Consider the following 24988-nt stretch of genomic DNA (forward strand, 5'->3'; position numbering starts at 1 on the left):
CTCGATCCCTTCTGGGTTGTACTCATGTCACCGGGCCACGGCCAGGCGGTAGGTCTCGTCGGAGGTGAGGAGGTTGCGGTGGGTGTCCTCCGCGGTGATGACGCCGCCGTCCAGGACGAGGACCCGGTCGGCGGCGTCCAGCAGGGCCGGGCTGCTGGTGATCACGATGGTGGTGCGGCCGCGGCGCAGCTGCGCGAGGTTGCGCGCGATGAGCTGTTCGGTGACCGCGTCGACGGCTGTCGTCGGGTCGTGCAGGACGAGGATGTCGGCGTCGGCGGCGAGGGCGCGGGCCAGCGACAGCCGTTGGCGCTGCCCGCCGGACAGGTTGGCGCCGCGGTCGCGGACGCCGTAGTCGAGCCCCTCGTGGTGGAGGGCGACGACGTCGATCAGCATGGACGCCTCGACGGCCTCGGCGACCATGCGGCCGGTGCCCGCCGGGTCGATGTTCGTGCGCAGGGTGCCCGCGAAGATCTCCCCGTCGTACGGGTTCACCAGCATGCGCTCGCGGACCGCCTCGATCGACAGGTCCGCCAGCTCCCGCCCGCTGACCCGCACCACGCCCTCGTAGGTGCCGGGCGGGACGTGCACGGCCAGGATCGACGCGAGATCGGCCGCCGCGCGCGGCTGGTAGGCGGCGATCGCCACGAACTCGCCCGCGGGCACGTGGAGCTTCAGCTCGCGCAGGGACCCGTACCGGACGCTGTCGACCTCGAGGTCTCCGCCCGCGGACGGGAGCTCCGGCCCCGGGGTCATCACGGGAGGCGCGGCCAGCACCAGCGCCATCCGCTCGGCCGACGCCCGCGCGATCATCACGTACTTGGGCATCTCCGAGAACAGCTTGAGCGGCTCCATGATGAACTGCGCCAGCCCCACGGCCATGACGAGCTGCCCGATGGTGATCTGGCCGGTGAACGCCAGCCCGCCCGCCATCAGGGTGACGGCGGTGGCGAGGATCGCGTTGAGCGCCTGCGCGGTGCCGGCGTACGCGCCGTTCACCTTGGCGACGGTGATCGCCTGGCTCTTCGCCTCCGTGCTGACCTTCCGGTAGGACAGGAACGCCGCGTGGTTGCCGCCGAAGCCGTGCAGCGGGCGCAGGCCGGTGATCAGGTCGGCGACCTTCGCGCCCGCCCGCGCGACCCGGGCCTGCTGCTCGCGCGTGCCGGTGCCGATGCGCTTGGACAACACGCTCAGGATCGACAGGATCGCGACGGTTCCCACGATCACCAGCACGCCGAGCCAGACGCTGGCCATGCCCAGCGTGACCGCTGTGATCAGCACCGCGACCAACGAGCTGATCAGCAGCGGCACCACCTCGATGATGTCGGCGGTCTGGTCGGCGTCCTCGGTGGCGATGGTCAGGACCTCGCCGGACTTGAGGTCGACGTCCCTGGCCACCGGCTGGAGGCCGCAGGCCGCGACCCGCACCCGCCAGCGGTGCGCCTCGGTCGTGTTGGCCTTCTGCAGGATGCGCATCCCGAACCGCCACGACATCGACACGGTCGTGATGATCACCGCCAGCGCGGCGATCGACCAGCCGAGGGCGCCGAGGCTGCGCTCCTGCATCGTGTGCTCGACGATCAGGCCGAGCGCGATGGGGAAGGCGGTCTCGCCGGCCTGGTACATGCCCATGAGGACGGTGCCCCAGGCCATGGCGCCCGCGTTGCGCCGCAGCGCGGTCCGCAGGATGCCGGACCCCGTGTGCTTGTCAGGAGTTGTCATCGAGGTGCCGGGCAATCGCTTCGGGGGTCCGCAGGGTGAACAGGTCGCGTACGGTGACCACGGGGCCGTACTCGCGGCGGAGCAGCCCGATCAGCCGCACCGCCAGCATGGAGTGCCCGCCGAGGGACATGAAGTCGCTCACCGCGCTGACCTCGTCATCGTCGAGGTCCAGCGCCTCGGCGAAGAACTCGCACACCACGGTCTCGGTCTCGGTCGCCGGGCCACGCTCGGCCGCCGTGGTCAGCGCGCCCAACGGCCTGGCCTCCGGCAGCGCCTTGGCGTCGGCCTTCCCGTTCACCGTCAGCGGGATGGCGTCGACCTGGGCGTAGTGCGTGGGCCGCAGGTAGTCCGGCAGCCCGGCGCCCACCTCGGCGGCGACCGCCGCCAGGTCGGAGCCGCCCAGCACGAGGTAGGCGGCCAGCCGGTACGCGCCGTCGACCTGTGGATCGGGCTGGGCGACCGCGGCGGCGAACCGCACCGCCGGGTGCGCCTCGAACGCGGCCTCGACCTCGCCCAGCTCGACCCGGTGCCCCCGGATCTTGACCTGCTGGTCGGTGCGGCCCAGGTACATCAGGTTCCCGTCGGGCCGCCGGAGCACGAGGTCCCCGGTGCGGTACATGCGCTCGCCGGGCTCGCCGAACGGGCACGCGACGAACCGGTGCGCGCTCTGGGCGCTCTGCCCGAGGTAGCCGCGCGCGATGCCGATGCCCGACACGTACAGCTCGCCGGGCACGCCGTCCGGCACCGGCCGCAGCCAGGGGTCCAGCACGTACACGTCGGTGTTGTCGATCGCCACGCCCACCACCGGGTCCTGGCACTCGAAGGTGCCGACGCCGAGCGTGTTGATCGTGTACTCGGTGGGGCCGTACAGGTTGTAGCCGACCGTCCCCTCGGTCTCGGCGAGGCGGCGCCACAACGCCGGGGTGACCGCCTCGCCGCCCAGCAGCACCAGCGCGGGCCGCCGCGCGGGGTCGTCGAGCAGCCCCTCGGCGACCAGTTGCTGCGCGTAGGTGGGGGTCACGTTGATGACGTCGATCCCGTGTTCGAGGCAGTACTCGACCAGCCGGGGCGCGTCGCGCCGCAGCTCCTCGTCGCAGATGTGCACCTCGTGGCCGTCGGCCAGCCACAGGAGCTCCTCCCACGACATGTCGAACGCGAACGACACGGTGTGCGCGATCCGGAAGACCCGGTGCCCGTGCTCCGCCAGCACCGGCTCGAAGATCCGGCGCTGGTGGTTGATCAGCATGTTGGTGAGCCCGGCGTACTCCGTCACCACGCCCTTGGGCTTCCCGGTCGATCCGGAGGTGTAGATGGTGTAGGCGGGGTGCCGCAGGCGGTGCGGGTCGTCCGGCGCGAACGTCGTGAACGGCGCGGCCTCGGGCAGGGGGCGGTCCAGCTCGATCAGGTCGCCGGTCAGCCGGGGGGAGACCGCGCTCACGGTGAGGATCACGTCCGGGCGGGCGTCCGCGACGATCGCGGCGATCCGCTCGTCGGGGTGGTCCAGCTCCAGCGGCACGTACGCGGCGCCGACGCGCAGCACGGCGAACAGCGCCACGATCGAGTCGAGAGAGCGCGGGATCGCCAGGCCCACGGTCTTCTCGGGGCCGATGCCGCGCCGGGCGAGCACCCCGGCCACCGCGCGGCTGCGCTCCCTGAGCTGGGCGAACGTCATGGTCCGGCCGTGGGCCACGAGCGCGACCCGCTGCGGGCCGCGCTCCGCCGCCTGGTCGAACCGGTCGACCACGGTGTCCGTGCCGACGTCCGTACGCCCGGCCGGCTCGGGCTCCGGCCCCAGGCCCGGCAGAGCGCCCACCGGCCCGGTCGCGCGGGCCAGGTTGTCGAGCACGCGCAGATAGTCGCCCAGGAGGTGACCGGCGCGCTCCGCGTCGCCGTCGCGGTACTCCAGCTTGACCGTGAGCTGTTCGCCGGGCGTGACGACCCAGGTGAACGGGTAGTGCGTGGAGTCGTCGGCCCGCACCCCGGTGATGCCGTGCCTGGCGTTCATGGCGGCGAAGGCGTCCATGTCCAGGAAGTTCTGGAGCACGAACAGGTTGTCGAACAGGGTGTCGTGCCCGCTGGCCCGCTGGATCTCGCCGAGCCCGAGGTGCTCGTGCTCCATCGCGGCGACTCTGGCGGCCTGCACGGCGGACAGGTAGCCGCGGACCGGGTCGTCCGGCCGGGCCCGCGTCCACATGGGCACGGTGTTGAGCAGCACGCCGACGATGCCGGACAGGCCCTCGCCCTCGCGGCCGGAGACGGTCACGCCGAACACGGCGTCGCTCCGGCCGGTGTGCGCGCCCAGGAGCAGACCGAACGCGCCGGTCAGCACCGAGTTCAGCGTGACGCCGTGCGTCCTGGCCGCTTCCCGCAGCAGCTGCGACGCTTCGGCGGACAGCGTGCGTACGAGGGCGGGCGGCAGGCTGTCAGGAAGCGACGGCGACGATCCGGCGAGCAGCGTCGGGCCGGGGAGGCCGGTCAGGTGCTCCGCCCAGAAGCGTTCCGACGCGGACGGGTCCCTGGCGTCGAGCGCCCGGGCGTAGTCCTCGAAGCTCGGCGTGGCCGGGGACGGGTCCAGCGGCTCGCCCGCGACGACGGCCTGATAGGCGTCGAACAGGTCCCGCAGCACGATCTCGCGTGACCAGCCGTCCCACAACATCAGGTGGTAGCTCAGCAGCAGGCCGTCGCGCTCGCCGGGCAGGCGCACCACGGTCAGCCGGATCAGCGGCGGCTCGCCCGGGTCGAAGCCCGTGTCGCGGTCCCGGGCGCGCAGGGCCTCGACCGCCGAGTCCGATTCAGGGTCGGTCGACAGGTCGACCGTGCGGACATCGACCCGCCGGCCCGCCGCGAAGACCTGGACCGGGTTGCCGTCGGCGTCGGTGGTGAAGCCGGCGCCCACGACCGGGTGCCGGGCGATCACGTACGCCATCGCCTCGGCCAGGGCGCCGGTGTCCAGGCGCCGGTCGAAGGTGAAGTAGTTCTGGGCGACGTAGTGCCCGGCCGGGCCCGCCAGCTGGGCCTGGAAGAACAGGCCCCGCTGGAGCGGGGTCACCGGCGCCGTCCACTCGGCCGTCGCGGAGGCGTCCGCGATCCGCTCCACAGCGTGCCGCCAGTGCTCGGCCAGCTCGTCGGGGACGCCCTCGGCGAGGGTGAAGGTCGCGCGCAGGCTTCCGGTGGCCGCGTCGATCCAGGCGTTGACCTCGACGGCGTACGGGCTGCCCGGGTCGCCGCCGGTGACGTGGAGCGCCTGGGACTCGCTGCCCCGGCCCAGGTAGTTGAACAGCACCTGCGGGCGGGCGGTCAGCAGCGGCGCCGTCTGCGGGTTGAGGTACCTGAGCTGGCCGTAGGCGACGTGCCCGCGCTCGTCCGGCTGGCGTTCGGCGAGCTCGCGCGCCGCCGCGACCGGGTCGGTGTGCGCCGTGAGCCGTACGGGCGCGATGGAGGTGAACCAGCCGACCGTACGGGTGTAGTCGTGGTGTTCGAGCACCGGGACCCGGCCGTGCCGCTCCAGCTCGATCGCGAGATCGGTGGGGGACGGCTGGACGCGCGTCAGCGCGGTCCGCAGCGCGCCGCACAGCAGCTCGGTGAGGCCGAGGCCGAGCGCGGCGGGCGCGGTACGCGTCACGCGGGCGGTCACGTCGGGCGCGACCTCGACCGTGATCTCGCGCAGCCCGCCGACCACGGGCAGCAGCGCGGGCGCTTCCAGCGTGGAGACCCAGTGCTCGATGCCGTCGATCACCTGGACGGACCGGGCCGCCAGCGCGTCGGCGTACTCGGCGTAGGACGTGGTCGGCGGCGTCAGGGCCGTCCCGCGCAGGGCGGCGGCCAGGTCGTCCAGCAGGACCAGCCAGGACACCGAGTCCACGGCCAGGTGGTGCACGGTGACTACCAAGGTCCGGCTCGCCGCCAGCCACGAGAACGCGATCACCTCACCGGACTCGGGATCGAGCCGTCCGGCGGCCTCGTTCGCCACGGCCGTCGCGTCGGTCGCGTCCGTCCGGGCGACGGCGACCTCGCGGGCGGGCTCGGTGCGCAGCGCCCACACGCCGTGCTCGACGCGCAGCCGCAGCCGGAGGGCCGGGTGCGCGGCCACGACGGCGTTCGCGGCGCGTACGGCGTCGGCGAGCTCGGTCCCCTCGGGCGCCACCAGGGTCCTGGCCTGGGCGAACCGGGCGAGAGAGCCGCCCAGCCCCCGCTGGCGCAGGATGATCGGCGTCGGTGTCAGCGGGCCGTCCTCGCGGGCCGCGGGCACGGACTCCGTAGCCTGGGGCGCGCGCGTCCCCAGGTGCTCCGCGAGGGCGCGCGGCGTCCTGAACAGGAACACGTCCCGTGGGGCGATCGGCAGGCCGAGCGCCCTGGCCCGGTTGATCACGGTGATGGCGACGATGCTGTCGCCTCCGGCCCGGAAGAAGTCGGTGTCGCCGTCCACCTCGCAGCCGGGCAGCGCGTCGGCGAAGACGCCGACCAGCGCGGCGAGCGCGGAATCGCTCACGGGCACCGGGGCGCCGTCCGGCGCCGGGCGCTCGCCCAGGACCTGCGCGCTCAGGGCCTGTACAGCGCGCTCGCTCAGGGCCTCGCGGTCCAGCTTGCCGTTGACCGTCAGCGGCAGCGCGCCGACCCGCAGCACCCGGCCCGGCACCATGTGCACGGGCAGCTTCGCCGACAGCAGGCCGGTGACGTCGTCGGGCACCCGGCCCACGACGTGCGCGACCAGGTGGTCGCCGCTGCCGGCCACGGTGACGGCGGCGTCGACCACGCCGTCGAGCTGCCTGATCGCGGACTCCACCTCGCCCAGCTCGATGCGGAACCCCTTGAGCTGCACCTGGTCGTCGGCCCGGCCGGCGAACTCCAGCTCGCCGTCGAGCGTGCGGCGGGCCAGGTCGCCCGTGTGGTACATGCGGGAGCCGTCGCCCGCGAACGGGTTCGCCACGAACCGGCTCGCGGTGAGCCCCGGCCTGCCCAGATAGCCGAGCGCCACCTGGTCGCCGGCGACGTAGATGGCGCCCACCCGGCCCGGCGGCACCGGCCTGAGCCGGTCGTCGAGCAGGTAGGTGACCAGGCCGGGGATCGGGCCGCCGATCGGGCTGACGTCGCCGCCGACGGCGAAGTCCTCCTCGGTCAGCACCCGGTGCGTGACGTGGACGGTGGTCTCGGTGATGCCGTACATGTTGACGAGCTCGGGCGAGTCGGTGCCGTGCCGCTCGACCCAGCCGCGCAGCCGCCCGAGGTCCAGCGCCTCGCCGCCGAAGATGATCCGGCGCAGTGCGGCGACCGGCTCGCCGGCGTGCCGGTCGGCCTCGATGAACTGGTAGAACGCCGACGGGGTCTGGTTGAGCACGGTCACTCCGCGCTCGCGGACCAGCCGGTGGAAGTCGACCGGGGAGCGGGTCAGCCCGTACTCGGGCACCAGCAGCTCACCGCCGTACGCCAGCGCGCCCCACAGCTCCCACACCGCGAAGTCGAAGGAGTAGGAGTGGAACTGCACCCACACGTCCCGCGGGCCGAAGCCCATGTCGGGCTGGGTGTTCGCGAGCAGCGTCACCACGCTGGAGTGCGGCACGACGACGCCCTTGGGCCTGCCGGTCGATCCGGAGGTGTAGATCACGTACGCCGGGTCGTGTCGGCCGACCTGGGGCGCGGTGCTGTCCAGCGGCAGGTCGTCCCCCTGCGTGAGCACGCGGGCCGCCAGACCCGCCCGGGCCGACAGCTCCGTGAAGCGGTCCCGGTGTTCGCGGTCCACGAGGACGACCTGCGGGGCGGCGTCCGCGAGGATGTACTCCAGCCGCTCGTCCGGGTACGCCAGATCCAGCGGCACGTACGCGCCGCCCGCGGTGACGATCGCGACCAGGGCGACGACCTGCTCAAGGGAGCGTGGTACGGCGACGGCGACCCGTTTGCCGGGCCCGACCCCGGCCGCGCGCAGCGCCGCGGCCAGCTCGTTCTTCGCCTCCGCCAGCTCGCCGTAGGTCAGCGACCGGGTGCCGCCGTCGAGCCCGCACTGGGTGACGGCGGTGGCGGCCGGGGCGCGGCTCGCGGCGACGTCGAACAGCTCGCCCAGGGTGGCCGGGCTGACCTTCGCGGGCTGCCGGGCGCCGCGGGGCACCAGGTCGTCCGGCCGGGTGAGCAGGCCGGTCAGGGCCTGGGTGAACGCGCGCAGGATCGCCCGGGCGCGCGTCTCCCGCAGCAGCTCGCTGTCGTAGATCAGGTTGAAGCGCGGACGGCCGTCGAGCGCGCGCTCCACGACCAGCGTCAGCGGGTAGTGCGGGGCGCCCTCGTTCACGATGCCGGTGATGGCGAACTCGTCGCCGGGCCGCCGCAGCCCGTCCACGTCGGTCGCCACGTCGAACACCACCAGGGTGTCGAACAGGGGACCGCTGCCGGCCTGGCGGCCGATCCTGGTCAGGGAGACATGCTGGTGCGGCAGCACCGCGCTCTGGTGGTCGCGCACCGAGGCGAGCAGCTCGCCCGCGGTGGTGCGGGCGTCCCATCGGGCGCGTACGGGGATCGTGTTGATGAGCAGCCCCACCATGTCCTTGATGCCGGGCACGTCCGCGTCCCGCCCGGACACCGTGGAGCCGAACACGACGTCCTCGCTCTGGAGGATGCCGCCCAGCGTCACCGCCCACGCGCTGTGCACGGCCACGCTCAGCGGCACTCCCGCCGAACGGGCGGCCGCGTCGATGTCGTCGCCCGGCTCCGCGGCGGTGTCGGCGAACCGGCCGGACGGGGCGTGCCCCTCGGCGACCAGCGAAGCGCCCGGCAGGCCGGCGAGCTGATCGCGCCACACCCGGTCGCTCTCGTTGTCGTCGCGGGCGGCCAGCCGGCGCACGTAGTCGGGGAAGCCGCCCTGCGAGTACGCGGTCCACGGCGCGTGATACTCGGTCAGCAGCGCGCGCAGCATCGGGGGCACCGACCAGCCGTCGGCGATGATGTGGTGCACGGTCTGCACCAGGACGTTCCCGCCGGGACCCGTGCGGATGAGGGTGAAGCGCATCAGCGGGCCGGTGGCCAGGTCGAACCCGGCGCGGCGGTCCCGTTCGGCGTAGTCGCGGATCTCGTCCTCGGTGAGGCCGGGGCGCTCCAGCGTGGTGAACGGCGCCTCCACGCCGCTCTCCAGCACCGAGACCACCCGGCCGTCGGCGAGGGCCACGAACCGCGCGGCCAGGTTCGGGTACAGCTCCAGCAGCCGGGTGGCCGCCGCCGCGAGCCGGTCGGCGTCCACCTCGCCGTCCAGCGTCATGATCTGCTGCTCGACGTAGCTGCCCGCCGAGTCGTCGTCGAAGACCGAGTGGAAGTACAGGCCCTCCTGCAACGGGGTGAGCGGCAGGATGTCCCGCAGCGCCGGACCGTCCAGGGCGTCGACGTCGGCCTGCGTGAGCGCCACCGCGCCGAAGTCGCTGGGGGAGTGGCCGCCCCGGTCGAGCGCGGCCAGCCCGTTAAGAGCGGCAAGGTAGTGCTCGCCGATCGTGGCGACGTCCTCGCCGGTGAGCACCCCGTCCGGCCACGAGATCGTGGTGAGCAGCTCGTACGCGCCGGTCGCGCCGGGTTCGGCGATGGCGTTGAACTCCAGGACGCGCGGCAGGCGCATCCGCGGGTCGCGCTTCTCGCCCAGCTGCCCCGTGGCGCCCGCGAGCTGCCAGTCCCCGGACGTGCCCGCGTCGAAGCGGCCCAGGTAGTTGAAGAGCACCTGCGGGGCGGGCGCGGCGAACCCGGCGCCGGCCAGGTACCGGAGGGCGCCGTAGGACAGGCCGTTGCTCGGCACCCGGGCGAGGTCCTCCTTGACCGCCTTGAGCGCCGCGGACAGGTAGTCGGGGCTGGTGAAGTCGGCTGTCGCGCCGGGGTCCACGGTCACCGGGAACAGCGTCGTGAACCAGCCCACGGTCCGCGACAGGTCCGGCTCGTAGCCGGCGGCGCCCGCCACGAACCGTCCCTCGCGGCCATGGCCCTCAAGCTCGATGTGCGCGAACGTCTGATCCTGCCCGAGGTCGCGGCGCCACCGGGCGAGGGCGACGGCGAGCGCGGTCAGCAGCACGTCGTTGACGCCCGCGTGGAACCGCGCGGGGATCTCGCCCAGCAGCGCGGCCGTGACCTCGGGGTCGACCGAGACGGACCTGACCCTCTCACGCGCGACGACGTCGGACTCGGCCAGCGGTCGCCGGCCCAGCGGCCCGTCCGCCCCCGGCAGCGGCCGCTGGAAGTAGCCGCGGTCCGCGTCGAACGCCGCCCGCTCCAGCAGCCGCGTCCAGTGCCGGAACGACGTGCCCACCGGGGGCAGCTCGACCGGCGTGCCCGAGGTGAGCTGCCGCCACGCCGTGGCCAGGTCGTCCATGAGGATTCGCCAGGACACGCCGTCGATCACCACGTGGTGGGCGACCAGGACCAGCTGCCGCGCCTCGGGCCGCCAGACGGCGCGCAGCATCACGCCGTTGTCCGGGTCCAGCCCGCCGGTGGCGAGCTCGACGCACTCGTCGAGCGGACGGTCGCTCGTCTGCCACCCCGCGGCGGCCCGGCCGGCCTGCGGGATGTCGAAGCCCCAGCGGTCGCCGCGCACCAGCCTGGCGCGCAGCATGTCGTGCCGCCCGGCCAGGGCGGCGAGCAGCTCGCCGAGGGCGTCGGCGGTCAGGTCCGCCGGGGTGTTCAGCACCACCGACTGCACGAACCCGTCGACCGCGTCCGTGCTCTCGCCGAGCCACTGCACGATGGGCGCCCCCGCGACGGAACCGGTCGCGACGTCCCCGCGGTCCACGGCGGAGACGTCCTCACGGCTGGCCGTCGCCGCCAGCGCCCCCACGTTGCGGCTGGCGAAGATCTGCGTCGCCGTGACGTGCAGGCCCGCGTCGCGCAGCGCGCTCAGCAGCGAGATCGCCAGGATGCTGTCCCCGCCGAGCCGGAAGAAGTTCTGGTTGACGCCGACCTCGTCCAGCCGCAGCACCGACGCGACCGCCGCGCACACGAGGCGCTCGTTCTCGGTGGTCGGCGGGACGATCGCGCCCGTCTCGACGGCCGGCTCCGGCAGCGCGCCCCGGTCCAGCTTGCCGTTGGCGGTGAGCGGGAACTCCCTCATCACGACGACGTGCGCGGGCACCATGTACTCGACCATGTGCTCGGCGGCCCACGCCTTGACCTCGTCCGCCCGCAGGTCCGCGCTCCCGGCCACCGGGATCACGTAGCCCACCAGGTAGGTGCCGCCCGCCGCGTTCTTCTTCGCGACGACGCAGGTGTGCCGGACCCGGGGGTGCTCGGCGAGACCGATCTCGACGTCCTCGATCTCCAGCCGCATGCCGCGGATCTTGATCTGGTTGTCGGCCCGGCCGAGGAAGTCCAGCGACCCGTCCGGGGCGAACCGCGCGAGGTCGCCGGTCCGGTACAGGCGGGATCCGTCCGCGGCGAAGGGGTTGGCCACGAACCGGGCCGCCGTCAGGCCGGGCGCGTTGACGTACCCGCGGCCCAGGAGGAAGCCGCCCACGTACAACTCGCCGCCGACGCCGATCGGGACCGGGCGCAGCTCGTCGTCCAGCACGTACAGCTCGGTGTTGGGGTTGGCCTTGCCGATCGAGGTCGACAGGCGTTCGGCCGCGCCCCGGTAGATGACGTGCGAGACCCCGATCGTCGTCTCGGCCGGGCCGTAGCCGTGGTACATGGGGATGTCGAGCCGGGTGCGGAACCGCTCGTACAGCTCCGGGGTCAGCACCTCGCCGCCGCACCACACGTGCCGCAGGCTGTCCAGGCTTCCCGAGTCGCCCTCGATCTCCAGCAGCACGTCCAGCATGGACGACACCAGGTACGTGAAGGTGACGCGCTGCTCGGCGATCACGCTCAGCAGGTGGTGCGGGTCGCGTTCGCCGCCGGGCCGCAGCACCACCAGCCGGCCGCCGCACACCAGCGGCAGGAAGATCTCGTTGATGGAGATGTCGAACGACAGCGGAGCCTTGAACAGCGACGCGTCGTCGTGGCCGAAGCCCAGGATCTCCCTGCTCTGCCACAGCAGGCGCTCGCTGATCGCCTCGTGCCGGATCATCGCGCCCTTGGGCCGCCCGGTCGACCCGGACGTGAAGATCACGTAGGCCAGGGCGGGGCCGGGGATGGCGACCTCGGTGTCATCGGCGGGACACGACCCGAACCGCCAGTCGTCGAGGTCGATCGCCACGGCTTCCGGCTCGCCCGCGTCGTGCTCGCCGGAGTCGTTGAGCTGCAGCACGACCCCGGCGTCGGCGATGACGACCGCCCGGCGCGCGGCGGGCCACTGCGGATCGAGCGGCACGAACGCGCACCCCGCCTGGAGCACGCCCAGCAGGCCGATCACCATCTCGGCGGAGCGGCCCAGCGAGATGCCGACGATCTGCTCGGCGGTGAGGCCGCGGCCGATCAGGTGGTGGGCCAGCTGGTTGGACAGCTCGGCCGCCTCGCGGTAGGTCAGCGACCGCCGTTCGTCGACGATGGCGACGGCGTCCGGCCTGGTCCGGGCCTGCTCGCGGAACATCTCCACGATCGTCGGGCGGGCCCGGTCGGCCTTGGTGTCGTTCCACCCGGCCAGGGCCGCGAGCCGCGCCGCCACGCTGGACGGGCCGATGGTGCCGATGGGCCGATCGGGGAAGTCGGCCAGGTCGTCCAGCGCGAGCTGCGCGTCGGCCGGCACGACGCCTTCGGGGACGGTGATGCTGCGGCCGTCCGCGCCGACCTCCCAGCCGCCGACCCCGTCCCCGCCGTTGTCGGCCCATCCGAGGACGTCGGCGAACAGGGTGCCGGAGGTGAGGTCGAGGCTGTCGGGGCCCTGGCCCGTCGCCCAGTAGGCCAGCCCGATGGCGCACGCTCTGGCGATGGTCGCGTCGGAGTACTCGCCGGTCCGCCGGCGCACGTCGGCCAGGCGGGCGGGAGAAAGCAGTACGAGACGAGTGCTCGGTTCCGTCATCGAAGACTCAGCCGTCCCTTTCGAAGGATGAAGGTTCTTGCCACGCGCGCCACAGCCGCGCGTACCTGCCGCCCAGAGCCACCAATTCCTCGTGGGTTCCCTGCTCCACGACGCGTCCCGCGTCCAGCACGGCGATGCGGTCGGCCGCCATCGCCTGGGTCAGCCGGTGCGCCACGAACAGCGTGGTGCGGCCCTGGCAGGCGGCCGACACGGCCCGTTCCAGCTCGGCGGCGCCCTGGCTGCCCGCCTCCGCGGTCGACTCGTCCAGCACCACCACCGGCGATCGGCGCAGCACCAGCCGGGCCAGGGCGAGCTGGGCGACCTTGGTGCCGTCCAGGCGCTCGCCGCCCTCGCCGACCACGGTGGCCGGCCCGTCGGGCAGCGCCGCGACCCAGGTGTCGGCGCCGACCCTGCGCAACGCGTCCATCAGCTCGGCGTCGGTCGCCTCCGGCGCGGCCAGCCGCAGGTCGTCGGCGAGCGGACCGGCGAACACGTGCGTCTCCTGCGTCAGGATGCTCACCAGGGCCCGCGCCCCGGCCTCGTCCAGGCCGGCCAGATCGGTCGACCCGATGCGCACCGACCCCGCCTGCGGGGTCCCGATGCCCGCGATCAGCGCCGCCAGGGTCGTCTTGCCCGCGCCCGTCGCCCCCACCAGCGCGAGCGAACCGCCCGCCGGGATCACGAGGTCGACGTCCAGCAGGACCGGCCGCTCGGAGTCGGGATAGCTGAACGTCAGCCCCTCGACCGTCACCGGGTACGGCCCGGCGTCCGCCGGCGCGGCGGCCACCCGGCCCACCAGCCTGTCCTCCGTGGCCTCGCCCAGCACCCCGACCAGCCGGGTCAGGCTCGCGCCCGACTTCTGCGCCTCGTCGAAGGTGAACAGGATGGCGCCCAGCGGATTGAACAGCCGGTGGAACAGCAGCGGGGCCACCGACGCCTCGCCCAGGGTGACGGCACCGGCCTCCAGCAGGACGTACCCCACCACGATGATGAGGACCAGCCCGATGAACTCGGCGCGGTTCTCCCGGCCGACGAACCGGCCGAAGACCCGGAACACCTCGACGCCGAGATCGCGCACCCGCCACGACTCGCGGGTGACCTGCTCGCGGAAGGCCCCCTCCAGCCGGTACGCCCGGACGGTGTCGATCCCGTTCAGGCCGCTGATCAGCGCCTGCGCGCGATCGGCCTGGGCCTCCCGCTGCCGCTGGTAGAGCGGCGCGGACCGGGGGAGGTACCAGCGCAGGGCCAGCACGTACGCGGGCAGCGCGCAGGCGCCCGCCAGCCCGAGCCGCCAGTCCAGCCCGAACATGCCGACCGTGGCGATGACGACCAGCACCCCCGACGAGAACACCATGGGGATGGCCGTCCGGATGCCCTTGGACACCACGGCCACGTCGTCGCCGACCCTGGACAGCACGTCGCCCCGGCCGACCTGCTCGATCCGCGCGCTCGGCATGCCCAGCACCGCCCGGACGGCCCCTTCCCGCAGCCGTGCGAGCAGGTCGGCGCCGAGCCGCCCGATCAGGTACGTCGACGCCGTGGTGGCCGTCGAGCCGAGCAGCGCGGCGGCCACCATCAGCACCCCGATCGTGACCAGGATCGACGGCGGCTCGCCCGCGACCACCCCGTCGACCACCTGGCCGAGCAGGAACATGGGCAGCACCTGGAGCGCCGCCCCCGCCACCGCGGTGAGCACGGTGGCGGTCGTCAGCCCGGACGCCTCGCGGCAGTACGCCGCGACCCATCGGGTGGCCTCGCGGCTGGTCGCCGTGCGCAGGATGACGGAGGCGGGGCGCGTGTCGGTGGTGCTCACGCCCGGACCACGACAGGCCGGGGACAGGACACGTTCACCGGCATCCCTAGGCGGCCGACTTGACGAGCTCGTCGATCGCGTACGGCAGGGACAGCAGGGTGCCCTGCGACATGGCCGCGCCGATCGCCGGGCCCTCGCTGTCCAGCAGGTACGACACCTTGCCGTTCTTGACCGCGGGCAGGTTGGCGAACAGCTTGAAGTTCTTCAGCGCCGTCTGGTCCGCCTGGTCGGCGATGACGAAGATGTGGTCGACGTCGATCAGGTCGATGCGCTCGGGGGAGAGCACGGTGTAGAAGCTGCCGCCCGCGATCTTGTCGATCTCCGGGGTGCCCTTGAAGCCGATGCCCGACACCAGCCGTCCGCGCACGTCGGTGGTGGTGAACGGCGCGACCGAGTTCTTGTACCAGGACACCGCGACGGCGGTGCGGTCAGCGAACTCGGGGTGCTCCTTCTTGGCCGTGTCGAGCTTGTCCTGGATGCCCTGCACCAGCTTGGCGCCCTCGTCGGCCTTGCCGAGCGCCTTGGCGATGTGCAGCGCGTTGTCCTGCCACGGCGCGCTGAACGGCTCCTTCTCGGTCTTGGTGCGGGCCACCGTCGGAGCGATCTTGGAGAGCCGGTCGTAGGCGGCCTGGTCGATCTCGGAGTAGACCGCGATGATCAGATCCGGCCGCAGGGCGGCGATCTTCTCGTAGTTGGGGCCGGAGTCCCCGTTGTTCATGATGACCTCGGGGCGGGTGTCGCCCCACTTGTCCTTGACCCAGGGCCACTGGGTGTTGACGTCGGGCGTCTTGCCCGGCGGGTTCGGGTACTGGTCGACCATGCCGACGGGCTTGATGTCGAAGGCCAGGATGGCCTGGTCGTCGGTGTAGCCGACCGAGACGACCCGCTGGGGGGCCTTGGTGACCTGCGTGGACCCGAACGCATGCTCCACAGTGACCGGGAACGCGCCATCCGCCGTGGCGGCCGGGGCCGCGGTGGCCGCGGTCTCGGTGCTCGGCTTGTCCGCCGAGCCGGAACCGCATCCGGCGGCGAGGCCCACGCCGAGAGCCGCAGCGGACAACACCGCTGCGAACCGCCGCAAGGTCTTCGTAGCTGTTGTTCGTCGGAGGAGCATCAGGAATCCCTTGCTTTCAGTGCAATCCGCTGCAAGCCCTATTAGGAGCAGAAAAACCGTAACACGTGGAGATAAGGTTAGCCTAACCTTACTTTTTGAGGTTCGCCCGCACCAGCAGGTAGACGAGGAAGGGGCCGCCGATCGCGGCGGTGACCACGCCGACCGGGAGGCTGACCGGCAGCGCCGTACGCGCCACCAGGTCCGCGCCGATCAGCAGCAGCGCGCCCACCAGCCCGGAGGCCACCAGCGGCGGCGTCGGACACCGCGACAGGCGCATCGCCACCTGCGGCGCCACCAGCGCGACGAACGGCACCGGGCCGGCCGCGCTCACCGCCACGCCGGCCAGCAGCACCGCGCACAGCAGCAGGACCGCCCGCACCATCGAGTACCGGACACCGAGGCCCGCCGCGACCTCGTCACCGAAGTGCAGCGGCCTGAGCTGGAACGCGACGCACGACACGACGGCCACGAGGGCGAGCGCGCACCACAGCGCCACCCAGACCTCGCCCCACGAGCGGTTGTCCAGCGAGCCGACCAGCCAGGCCTGGGCCCGGGCCACGTCCCGGATGTCGGCCGTGACCAGCAGCCAGGCCGTGATCGCCTCCATCACGGCGCTCACCGAGATGCCGATGAGGATGAGCCGCAGGCCGTCGATCCCGCGCCGCCACGCCAGGAAATACACCGTCAGGCCGGTGCCGAGGCCGCCCACGAGCGCCGCCGCGGACAGGCCCACGGAGTCGGCGATCACCGTTGCGGCCCCGCCCGACACCGTCACCAGGAACACCGCGACCGCGCTCGCGCCCCCGGTGATCCCCAGGACGTCCGGGCTGGCCAGCGGGTTGCGCGCGATGGACTGCGTGATCGCCCCGGACAGCCCGAGCGCGACGCCCACGACGAGCCCGGCCAGGGCGCGCGGCATCCGCAAATCCATGATCACGAACTCGTCGACCCGCTCACCCTGGCCGAAGAGCGTGGCGATCACCTGGGACAGGCCGATGGGGAAGTCCCCGACGCCGATGGACAGGCAGAACATCAGAAAGGCCGCCACCGCCAGCAGCAGCGTGACGAGCACCATCCAGGGCCGCCACACGAACGACGCGCGGCCGAGCCGCACGCCCGGCGCCACCGACCGCTTCACCGCTGTCTCGTTCATACCGTCTTGAACTTTCCGCGCCACACCAGCGCCGCGAAGAACGGGGCGCCGACGAGAGCCACGACGACGCCGGCCTGCAACTCGCCCGGCCGGGTCACCACGCGCCCCACGATGTCGCAGGTCAGCAGGATGGCGGCGCCGAGCAGGCCCGCGCACGGCACCAGCCAGCGATAGTCCGGGCCGGTGAGATACCGGGCGATGTGGGCCACCATGAGCCCGAGGAACGCGATGGGCCCGCACGCCGCCGTCGTCGCGCCGGCCAGCAGGGTGACGGAGACGATGCCGACGGTCCGGCTCAGCGCGAGGTTCACGCCGAGCGCCCGCGCCACGTCGTCACCCAGGTTGAGCAGGTTGAGGGCGGGCAGCGTGGTCAGCGCCAGCAGCAGCCCGGCCGCGACGAACGCGGTCACCGGCCAGATGACGTCGAATCCGACACCGGCCACGGTGCCCGCGTTCCAGAACCGCAGGGCGTTCAGCGACGCCTGGTTCGATAACGCGACCGCCGTGGTCATCGCCGCCAGGAACACCGCGACCCCCTGCCCGGCCAGCGCGAGCGTCAGCGGGCTGCCCGCGCCTCTGCCGATGCTCGCCAGCCCGAACACGACGGCCCCCGCGGCCGCCGCCCCCAGGAAGGCGAACCAGACGTACTGGTACGGATTGGAGAGCCCGAACAGCGTGATCACCGACACCACGGCGAACGAGGCTCCGGAGTTCACCCCCAGCAACCCGGTGTCGGCGATCGGGTTACGCGTGAAGCCCTGGATCAGCGCTCCGCTGACCCCCAGGGCGACGCCCGCCACGAGCGCGAGCACGGTCCGCGGCACCCGTACGGTCTGCACGATGAGCGTGATCTCGGTGAGCCGTTGGTCGGAGCTCGGTGTCGGGAACAACCCGTGCCAGACCTCCGCCGGACTCAACGCGCGCGCGCCGACGGCCAGCGACACCGCCGCCGCGACCAGGAGAACCACCGCGAGCGTGCCCAAGCCCATCACCCGCCGACGGCGGGCCTGCGTGGCCACGGACGTGGGACGTTTCTCCAGAGTCGTGCTCATCTACGTGCGTCATCCCTTTGATCCCACGGGTCGATCCATTGGGGCGCCCGCCCGGACGCCGCATGGTCCGCGCTCTGCGGCCGTCTCGATCATAGAACTTAGGTAAGTCTATCCTTAGCCAATGGTCGACGGTAGGGACGGAGTGGGATGGAGAACACCTTCGCCAGGTTCGGGTTGCCCGGTGAGCCCGGCACCGACGAGTTCTGGGCGGCGGCGGGGGCGCCCGCGTCGGTGCCCGCCGACGGCGGCTGGGCGACCCTGTTCCTGTGGCGCGGGTCCCCGGCGAGCGTCGGCTTCGAGAGCTGGTCGGAGCCGGTGCCGCTGCGCCGGTGGGGCGGGACGGACTGCTGGTACGCCGAGGTGGCCATGCCCGCGCGGCTGCGGGTGACGTACCAGTTCCTGACGGACGACGCGGCGTGCGCCGACCCGTTCAACCCGGTCGGCGCGGGCGGGGAGCGGTCCATCGCCGCGACCCCCGACGCCCCCGCCCAGCCGCACTGGTCGGCCGTCGGCGCCGCCGACGTCCTGCCCCTGCCGCGCACCCGTTTCCGCTGGGCCGGCGAACGGCTCGGCGGGCGGCGCACCGTGCGCGTCCATCCGGTGGGCGGTGGCGGGCCGGTGGTCCTGCTGCTCGACGGGGACGACTGGCTGTACCTGCACCCGGCCATGACCGCGTTCGACTCGGCCGTCGCCTGCGGCGAGATGCCCGCCGTCACGCTCGTCTTCCTGCCCGCGCGGGCCAGGGACGCCGAGTTCGGGTGCGGGCCCGAGCTGTGGGAGGCGGTCCGGGACGAGTTGCTGCCGCTGGTCGCCGAGAGCGGCGTGCCCGCCGACACGGACCGGCTGGTGGTCGCCGGGCAGAGCCTCGGCGGGCTGAGCGCGATGTACGCGGCCCTGGAGTTCCCGGAGCTGGTGTCCGGCGTCGCCTGCCAGTCGGGGTCGTTCTGGTGGACGCCCGAGGCCGCCGCCCTGGCGGACCCCATGGGCGGCCCGGTCGGCGGCAGCATCGCCGAGCGCCTGCGGCGGCGCCCCGACCTGTCCGGGCTGCGGGCCGCGTTCGACGTGGGGGAGCACGAGACGCGGATGCTGCCGCACTGCGAGCTGGTCGAGACGCTGGCCGAACAGGCCGGCGCGACCGTGCGGGTCTCACGGTCGGCCTCGGGTCACGACCGGGCGGGCTGGCGGCACGCCCTGCTCAGGGACGTCGCCTGGGTGCTCGCGTAAGCCGGGGCGGTGACGGCCGATGCGGCCGGCCGTCACCACGGCGAGAATCAGCGCGAGAACGCGTAGGTGCTGCGGCCGGTGTCGCTCAGCCGTCCGGCCACGGCGTCGACGATCTCCCCGGCCCGCACGGCGGTGTTGGACAGCAGCGTCGAGCTCAGGCCGTGCGTGTGCTCGGTGGCTCCTTGCACGTAGATGCCGCAGCGCAGATGCGCGGAGGTGGCGATCCGGTAGTCGCGCTCGATGCGCAGGGCGCCCGAGGGCAGCCGCTCGCAGTGGTCGCCGATGGCGCCCAGCAGGGTCAGCGGGTCGCCGGGCCGGTAGCCGGTGGCGTAGACGACCACATCGGCCTCCAGGACGGACCGTTCCCCGGTGGGCAGGAACTCGACGGTGGCGCGCACGCCCTTGGCGTCCCGGGCGACGTCGACGAGCCTGGAGGCGTTGAGGATGCGCAGCCGCTCCTTGCCCCGCACCTTCTCCTGGTAGTGCCTGCGGTACAGCTCGTCGATGAGGTCGAGGTCGACCACGGAGTAGTTCGTGGAGGCGTGGTAGGCGTCCAGGCGTTCCTTGACCGTCTCGGGCGCGCCGAAGTAGTGGTCGACCGCGACGGGGTCGAAGATGCGGTTGGCGAAGGAGCTGTCGTCGGCGGGGGTGTAGCCGTACTTGGAGAACACCGCGCACACCTCGGCGTCGGGGAAGCGGCCGTGCAGGTGGTCGGTCACCTCGGCGGCACTCTGGCCGGCGCCCACCACCACCAGGCGGCGCGGGTCCGTGAGCGAGGGGAGCCGGTCCAGGAGCTCTTCGCTGTGCCAGACGCGTTCGTCGCCGACCATCCCGTCGGGCAGCACCGGCACCAGTCCGACGGCCACGACCAGGTTGCGGGTGCGGCGGGTGCTGAGCTCCCCGTCGCCCTGGCGGACCACCACGTCGAGGTACTCCACCGCGCCGTCGCCGGCGACGGGAGTGACCGCGACGACCTCCGAGCCGTACTCGACCTGGCCGGCGAAGGGTGCCGCGGCCCACTCCAGGTAGTCGTGGAACTCCACGCGCGAGGGGAACATCGTCTTGTGGTTGATGAAGTCCAGCATCCGGCCGCGCGACTTGAGGTAGGACAGAAAGCTGAACTCGCTCGTGGGGTCGCGCATGGTGACCAGGTCCTTGAGGAAGGAGACCTGCATCGTGGTGCCTTCGAGGAGCATGCCGCGGTGCCAGCCGAATGAGAGTTGCTTCTCCAGGAACACCGCGTCAATTCGCTCGCCGGTTCGCGCCTGGTGCTCGCGCAGTGCGATCGCCAGGGCGAGGTTGGACGGTCCGAAACCGATGCCGACGAGGTCGTGGACGGGCTGCTCGGGAGTGGGCATGAAAGGCCTTTCGAGAGAGCGGTCCGGAATGGGGAGCCATGGGTGGAATCCCAATCAAACTTAGGTTAGGCTCGCCTAATTAGGCGAGCCTAACCTTTCTTCCACTCACCTCACAAGGAGAGCGCTGATGCGGGTCGTGATGTTCGGCTACCAGACCTGGGGGCATCGCACCCTCCAAGCCCTGCTGGACTCCGGGCATGACGTGGTGCTGGCGGTCACTCATCCCCAGAGCGACCACGCATACGAGAAGATCTGGAGCGACTCGGTGGCCGAGCTGGCCGAGGCCAACGGCGTCCCGGTCCTGCTGCGCAACCGCCCCGACGACGACGTCCTGCTGGCTCTCAAGGAAGTCGAGCCTGACCTCATCGTGGCCAACAACTGGCGCACCTGGATACCCCCGGAGATCTTCACCCTGCCCCGGCGCGGCATCCTCAACGTGCACGACTCGCTGCTTCCGGCCTACGCCGGCTTCTCCCCGCTCATCTGGGCGCTCATCAACGGCGAGAAGGAGGTCGGCGTCACCGCCCACATGATGAACGCCGAACTGGACGCCGGGGACATCGTGGTGCAGCGCGCCGTCCCGGTAGGCCCGCACGACACCGCCACCGACCTGTTCCACCGCACCGTCGACCTCATCGCCCCCATCGTCGCCGAGGCCCTGGACCTCATCGCCTCCGGCCGCACCGAGTGGACGCCCCAGGACCGCTCCAAGGCCAGCTTCTTCCACAAGCGCTCGATCGACGACAGCAACATCGACTGGACCTGGCCCGCCGAGGACATCGAACGGCTGGTGCGCGCCCAGTCCGACCCCTACCCCAACGCCTTCACCTACTACAGGGGCGAGCGCGTCCGCGTCCTGAAGGCCTCGGTCTCCAAGGGCGTCTACGGCGGCACCCCGGGCCGGGTGTTCATTCGCGAGGGTGACGGCATCGTCATCGTCGCCGGCGCCGAGGCCCGCCGCGGCCGCAGCCACGGCCTGGTGGTCGAACGGGTCCGCACCGAGGACGGCACCGACCTGCCGGCCGACGAGGTGTTCCGGACGATGGGCGGCTACCTCTCCCGCCACCCGTGAGCGATCACCGGTAGGCGGACGCCTGCAGGTCGTACAGGTGGGCGTATCGGCCTGAGAGGTCGATGAGCTCGGCGTGCGTGCCGCACTCGATGATCCGGCCGCCGTCGAGCACGACGATCAGGTCGGCCATCCGGATGGTGGCGAACCGGTGGGAGACCAGCAGGGTGATCCCGCCGGTGGCGCGCTGCCACTCCTGGGCCGCCTCCGCGTAGCGCTGGTAGACCTCGTACTCGCTGGCGGCGTCGAGCGCGGCGGTCGGCTCGTCGAGCACGGCGAGCAGCGGCCTCGGCCGCATGAACGCCCGCGACAGGGCGATCTTCTGCCATTGGCCGCCGGAGAGCTCGACGCCGTCGCCGAGGGCCTTGCCGAGCCGGGTCCGCTCGCCCTCCGGCAGGCGGGCGAAGACCTGGGCGGCGCCGCCCTTCTCGGCGGCCCGCCCGATGTCGTCCATCCTGGGCAGGTCGCCCACGCCGACGGCCTCGCGGGCCAGGAACGGGAACCGGCTGAAGTCCTGGAAGGCGGCGGTCACGCGTTCGCGCCAGGCCGCGGGATCCAGCTCGGTGAGGGAGGTCCCGTCCACGGTGACGCTTCCGCCGGTCGGCAGGTGGAACCCGCACAGCAGCTTGACCAGCGTCGTCTTCCCGCTGCCGTGGTCGCCGACCAGCGCCACCGTGGCCCCGGCGGGCAGCCGCAGGTCGATGCCGCGCAGCACGGGCGGCCCGCCGTAGGAGAAGTCCACGCCGGACAGGGTGATGCCGTCGCGCAGCCGGCCGGGCGGGGCGAGCGTGCCGCCGGTGCCCGCCGCGTGCAGGTCGCGCAGCCACAGGTAGTGGCCGGCCAGGGTGAGGCCGTAGGCGGAGCGGGTGAGCGCATGGGTGAGCAGGTCGAGCTGGCCCCTGATCTGGCCGCCGAGCGTGGCCACCAGCAGCAGCGCGCCCGGACTGACCGTGCCGGAGAGCGCGAGTTGAACGGTGAGGAACAGCGCGCCGAGGAAGGCCGCCACGAAGACGAGCGAGCCGATCAGGGTGAGGCCGCCGACGGCGAGCGTGGCCCGCCAGAGGATCGCGGTCCGCTCCTCGCGCAGGCGGCGTGCGATCGCGGCGGCGTGCGCGCCGGAGGCGCCGAGCCGCAGCTCCTTGGCCGAGTTCGCCTCGGTGATCGTGGTGAAGAGGTGCTGTTCGGCCCGGTTGCGCTCGGCGGTCTCCGCCCTGGCCGTCTCGGCCCTGCGCGAGCTGGTCCGGGTGAGCAGGATCGACGGCACCGCGAACAGCGGCAGCGCCAGCAGCACGGGATGGACCCCGGCCAGCAGGATCGTGGTGATGACCAGCCAGATCCCGCTCTGCACCACGAACAGGGAGGCCAGCCCGGTGGTGACGGTCCGCTGGCCGAGCCCGCGGATCTGCTCGATCCGGCGCAGCGAGTCGGCGTCCTCCAGGTGCGCGGTGGTCGGCAGGGTCGCGCACCAGCGGATGATCCGCCGGTCCAGCACGGGGCCGGCCTCGCTGCCCAGCAGGTCGGTCTGCACCTGCATGACGCGAGTCCCGGCCAGGGCGAAGGCGCCCGCCGCCGCCGCGCAGACCGCCCCGCCGATGACCAGCGGCCGGGCTCCGGACAGCACGCCGTCCACGAGCCATTGCAGGCCGAGGGCGGTCAGCCCGGGGGTGATCGCGCCCAGCGGGGTCAGGACGAGCACCAGCCAGGTGCGTCCCGGCGCGTGGCGCAGGCACTCGCCCAGCAGCGTGCGGATCTCGGTGAACCTCATGCGGTCTCCTCGAACTGCCTGGCCTGGAGGTGGAACATGCGCGCGTACTCCCCGCCAGCGGCGAGCAGCTCGTCGTGGGTGCCGTCCTCGGTGATCCGGCCGCCGGACAGGACGACGATCCGGTCCGCCTTCCGCACGGTGGAGAAGCGGTGGGAGATCAGGACCACGGTCGCGCGGCCCCGCACCTGGCGGATGCGGTCGAAGGCCTCCAGCTCGGCCTCGATGTCCAGGTTGGCGGTCGGCTCGTCCAGCACCAGCAGCCGCGCCCCGCACGCGGCCGCCAGCGCGGCCCGGGCGAGCGCGATCTTCTGCCACTGGCCGCCCGACAGGTCGCCGCCGCCGGCGTACTTCGGGGAGAGCACCGTCTCCCACCCCCTGGGCAGCTTCTCGATCAGCCTGGTCGCGTCCACCGCCAGGGCCGCCGCCTCGACCTGCTCCCGTGTCGCCTCCGGCGCGGCGATCCAGATGTTGTCGTACGCGCTCAGCTCGTACCGGTTGAAGTCCTGGTAGACCGCGTACGCCGTGGGCTCGGTGGCCACCGAGCCGCTCGACGGACGGTACTGGCCGGTGAGGAGCTTGGCGAGGGTCGTCTTGCCCGCTCCGTTCACGCCGACGACCGCGATCACCTCGCCGGGTGTGAGCGTTAACGTCACGCCGTTCAGCACGCGCACCTCCCCGTACCCGAACTCCACGTCCCGAAGGGCGATCTCGCCGGTGCCGTCCGGTCCGGGCGGCGGCTCCAGGCCGGGGGCGAGCGCTCGGATCCGGGTGACCGCGTCCACGGCGGGCATCGCGATCTCGTCCAGGTCCTCGCCCTGGCTCGACATGGAGATGACGAACATGGCGGAGACCGCGCCGATCGTCGCGGCGATCCGGCCGACCGACACCTCGCCGGAGGTGGCCACCGCCACGTACACCACCGACGCGGTCGCCGCCCACCCGAGGAAGACCGACATCTCGCGCCGGAGCAGGGCCACCCGCGAATCGATGACCCGCCGCGTGGCGTCGGCGATGTTCTCGTCCGCGCGCTGCTCCAGCCAGCCGGTCAGCCCGAAGATCCGGACCTCCTTGGCGTCCCGGCTGTCCGACATCATCGCGGCCCACGCGCGCCCGCGCAGGGCGGCCGGCATGGTGCCCGACACCACCGCGAAGAACTCCCGCCACATGCCGGCCCGGTAGCGGCCCAGCAGCAGCGCCACCACGGCCGTGGCCGGGCCCCACCACCACACCACCTGGGAGAGCACCAGCATCGCCGTTACCAGCCCGGCCATGGTCAGCCCGGCGCGGAACCGGCCTGCCGCCGCCGCTCCGATGCCCTCGTCGCTCCAGGTCAGCAGCGGCGAGCGCATGGTGGTCAGCTCGTTCTGGACGGCGACGTCCTCCACCCGGTCCAGGGCCGGCAGCGCCAGCACGCGGGAGGTCAGCTCCTCCCGGACCGCGGCGTCGATCCGCCGGCCCACCCGCTCGGCCAGCGGCCGGCTCATCGAGCGGAGCACGTTGCCGGTGACCAGCAGCGCGCCGAGCAGCGCGAGCATCGCGCCGATGCCGCCCGCGGCGGCGTCCCGCCGGGCCACGCCCTGCGCCAGGCGGCCCACCAGCTCACCGGTCACCAGGGCCACCGCGGTCGGCTCCGCCAGGAGGAACAGTTCGAGTACGGTAAGGGCCGCCAGCCATGGCCGGCCGGCCAGCGGGAGGAAGCTCAGGAGCCGGCGTCTGGGGGATGAGGGCACGACCGCACTTTATCGACGTCCGGGCCGTGCTGATCATCGACGGGCCGGCTTGGACCGGCGCCACGGCAGTATGACATTACGCCAA

At 72.8% G+C, this 24988-nt stretch carries 11 protein-coding genes; 2 read left to right on the forward strand and 9 right to left on the reverse strand.

The window, feature by feature from the left end; translation table 11 throughout:
* Positions 1-27: 27 nt before the first annotated feature.
* The 6 genes from ACIBQ1_RS26480 to ACIBQ1_RS26505 form a co-directional block, all read right to left on the reverse strand.
* Entirely contained in the window at positions 28-1719 is a 1692-nt protein-coding gene (locus tag ACIBQ1_RS26480) for an ABC transporter ATP-binding protein (RefSeq protein ID WP_397281571.1), read from the reverse strand.
* On the reverse strand, positions 1706-12625 hold the full coding sequence (locus tag ACIBQ1_RS26485; RefSeq protein WP_397281573.1) for an amino acid adenylation domain-containing protein: 10920 nt from the start codon (positions 12623-12625) through the stop codon (positions 1706-1708). Before ACIBQ1_RS26485 ends, ACIBQ1_RS26480 begins: the two co-directional genes overlap by 14 nt.
* 7 nt (positions 12626-12632) lie before the next feature.
* Positions 12633-14438, reverse strand: coding sequence for an ABC transporter ATP-binding protein (locus ACIBQ1_RS26490; protein ID WP_397281575.1), 1806 nt, complete (start codon positions 14436-14438; stop codon positions 12633-12635).
* Between the two features lie 46 nt (positions 14439-14484).
* A complete protein-coding gene (locus tag ACIBQ1_RS26495; RefSeq protein WP_397281577.1) occupies positions 14485-15501 on the reverse strand; it encodes an iron-siderophore ABC transporter substrate-binding protein in 1017 nt (338 codons plus the stop codon).
* A 139-nt stretch (positions 15502-15640) separates the two neighbouring features.
* Positions 15641-16705, reverse strand: a complete 1065-nt coding sequence (locus ACIBQ1_RS26500; RefSeq protein WP_397281578.1) for a FecCD family ABC transporter permease — start codon at positions 16703-16705, stop codon at positions 15641-15643.
* A complete protein-coding gene (locus tag ACIBQ1_RS26505) occupies positions 16702-17757 on the reverse strand; it encodes a FecCD family ABC transporter permease (protein ID WP_397281580.1) in 1056 nt (351 codons plus the stop codon). Before ACIBQ1_RS26505 ends, ACIBQ1_RS26500 begins: the two co-directional genes overlap by 4 nt.
* Before the next feature lie 147 nt (positions 17758-17904).
* Here ACIBQ1_RS26505 and ACIBQ1_RS26510 point away from each other — a divergent pair, with 147 nt between their 5' ends.
* On the forward strand, positions 17905-18981 hold the full coding sequence (locus ACIBQ1_RS26510) for an alpha/beta hydrolase-fold protein (RefSeq protein ID WP_397281581.1): 1077 nt from the start codon (positions 17905-17907) through the stop codon (positions 18979-18981).
* 47 nt (positions 18982-19028) lie between these two features.
* Here the strand turns inward: ACIBQ1_RS26510 and ACIBQ1_RS26515 are convergent, their stop codons facing one another.
* A complete protein-coding gene (locus ACIBQ1_RS26515) occupies positions 19029-20339 on the reverse strand; it encodes a lysine N(6)-hydroxylase/L-ornithine N(5)-oxygenase family protein (protein ID WP_397281583.1) in 1311 nt (436 codons plus the stop codon).
* A 127-nt stretch (positions 20340-20466) separates the two neighbouring features.
* Here ACIBQ1_RS26515 and ACIBQ1_RS26520 point away from each other — a divergent pair, with 127 nt between their 5' ends.
* Complete coding sequence (locus ACIBQ1_RS26520) at positions 20467-21411, forward strand: methionyl-tRNA formyltransferase (RefSeq protein ID WP_397281585.1); 945 nt, start codon at positions 20467-20469, stop codon at positions 21409-21411.
* A gap of 4 nt (positions 21412-21415) precedes the next feature.
* Here ACIBQ1_RS26520 and ACIBQ1_RS26525 read toward each other — a convergent pair whose 3' ends face one another.
* Both ACIBQ1_RS26525 and ACIBQ1_RS26530 read right to left on the reverse strand, forming a co-directional pair.
* The gene (locus tag ACIBQ1_RS26525; protein WP_397281587.1) at positions 21416-23173 is read right to left on the reverse strand and encodes an ABC transporter ATP-binding protein; all 1758 of its coding nucleotides are present in this window, start codon (positions 23171-23173) and stop codon (positions 21416-21418) included.
* Positions 23170-24903 carry an ATP-binding cassette domain-containing protein gene (locus ACIBQ1_RS26530; protein WP_397281589.1) on the reverse strand — a complete coding sequence of 578 codons (1734 nt, stop codon included), beginning with the start codon at positions 24901-24903 and terminating at the stop codon, positions 23170-23172. Before ACIBQ1_RS26530 ends, ACIBQ1_RS26525 begins: the two co-directional genes overlap by 4 nt.
* Positions 24904-24988: the final 85 nt, after the last annotated feature.

Origin of the sequence: Nonomuraea sp. NPDC050153 (assembly GCF_044460125.1) — a bacterium.
Taxonomy (GTDB): domain Bacteria; phylum Actinomycetota; class Actinomycetes; order Streptosporangiales; family Streptosporangiaceae; genus Nonomuraea.

Coding starts and splice junctions, on each gene's coding strand:
- ACIBQ1_RS26480 (WP_397281571.1), bottom strand. CDS start 1,719: ATGACAACTCCTGACAAGCACACGGGGTCCGGCATCCTGCGGACCGCG.
- ACIBQ1_RS26485 (WP_397281573.1), bottom strand. CDS start 12,625: ATGACGGAACCGAGCACTCGTCTCGTACTGCTTTCTCCCGCCCGCCTG.
- ACIBQ1_RS26500 (WP_397281578.1), bottom strand. CDS start 16,705: ATGAACGAGACAGCGGTGAAGCGGTCGGTGGCGCCGGGCGTGCGGCTC.
- ACIBQ1_RS26505 (WP_397281580.1), bottom strand. CDS start 17,757: ATGAGCACGACTCTGGAGAAACGTCCCACGTCCGTGGCCACGCAGGCC.
- ACIBQ1_RS26510 (WP_397281581.1), top strand. CDS start 17,905: ATGGAGAACACCTTCGCCAGGTTCGGGTTGCCCGGTGAGCCCGGCACC.
- ACIBQ1_RS26515 (WP_397281583.1), bottom strand. CDS start 20,339: ATGCCCACTCCCGAGCAGCCCGTCCACGACCTCGTCGGCATCGGTTTC.
- ACIBQ1_RS26520 (WP_397281585.1), top strand. CDS start 20,467: ATGCGGGTCGTGATGTTCGGCTACCAGACCTGGGGGCATCGCACCCTC.
- ACIBQ1_RS26525 (WP_397281587.1), bottom strand. CDS start 23,173: ATGAGGTTCACCGAGATCCGCACGCTGCTGGGCGAGTGCCTGCGCCAC.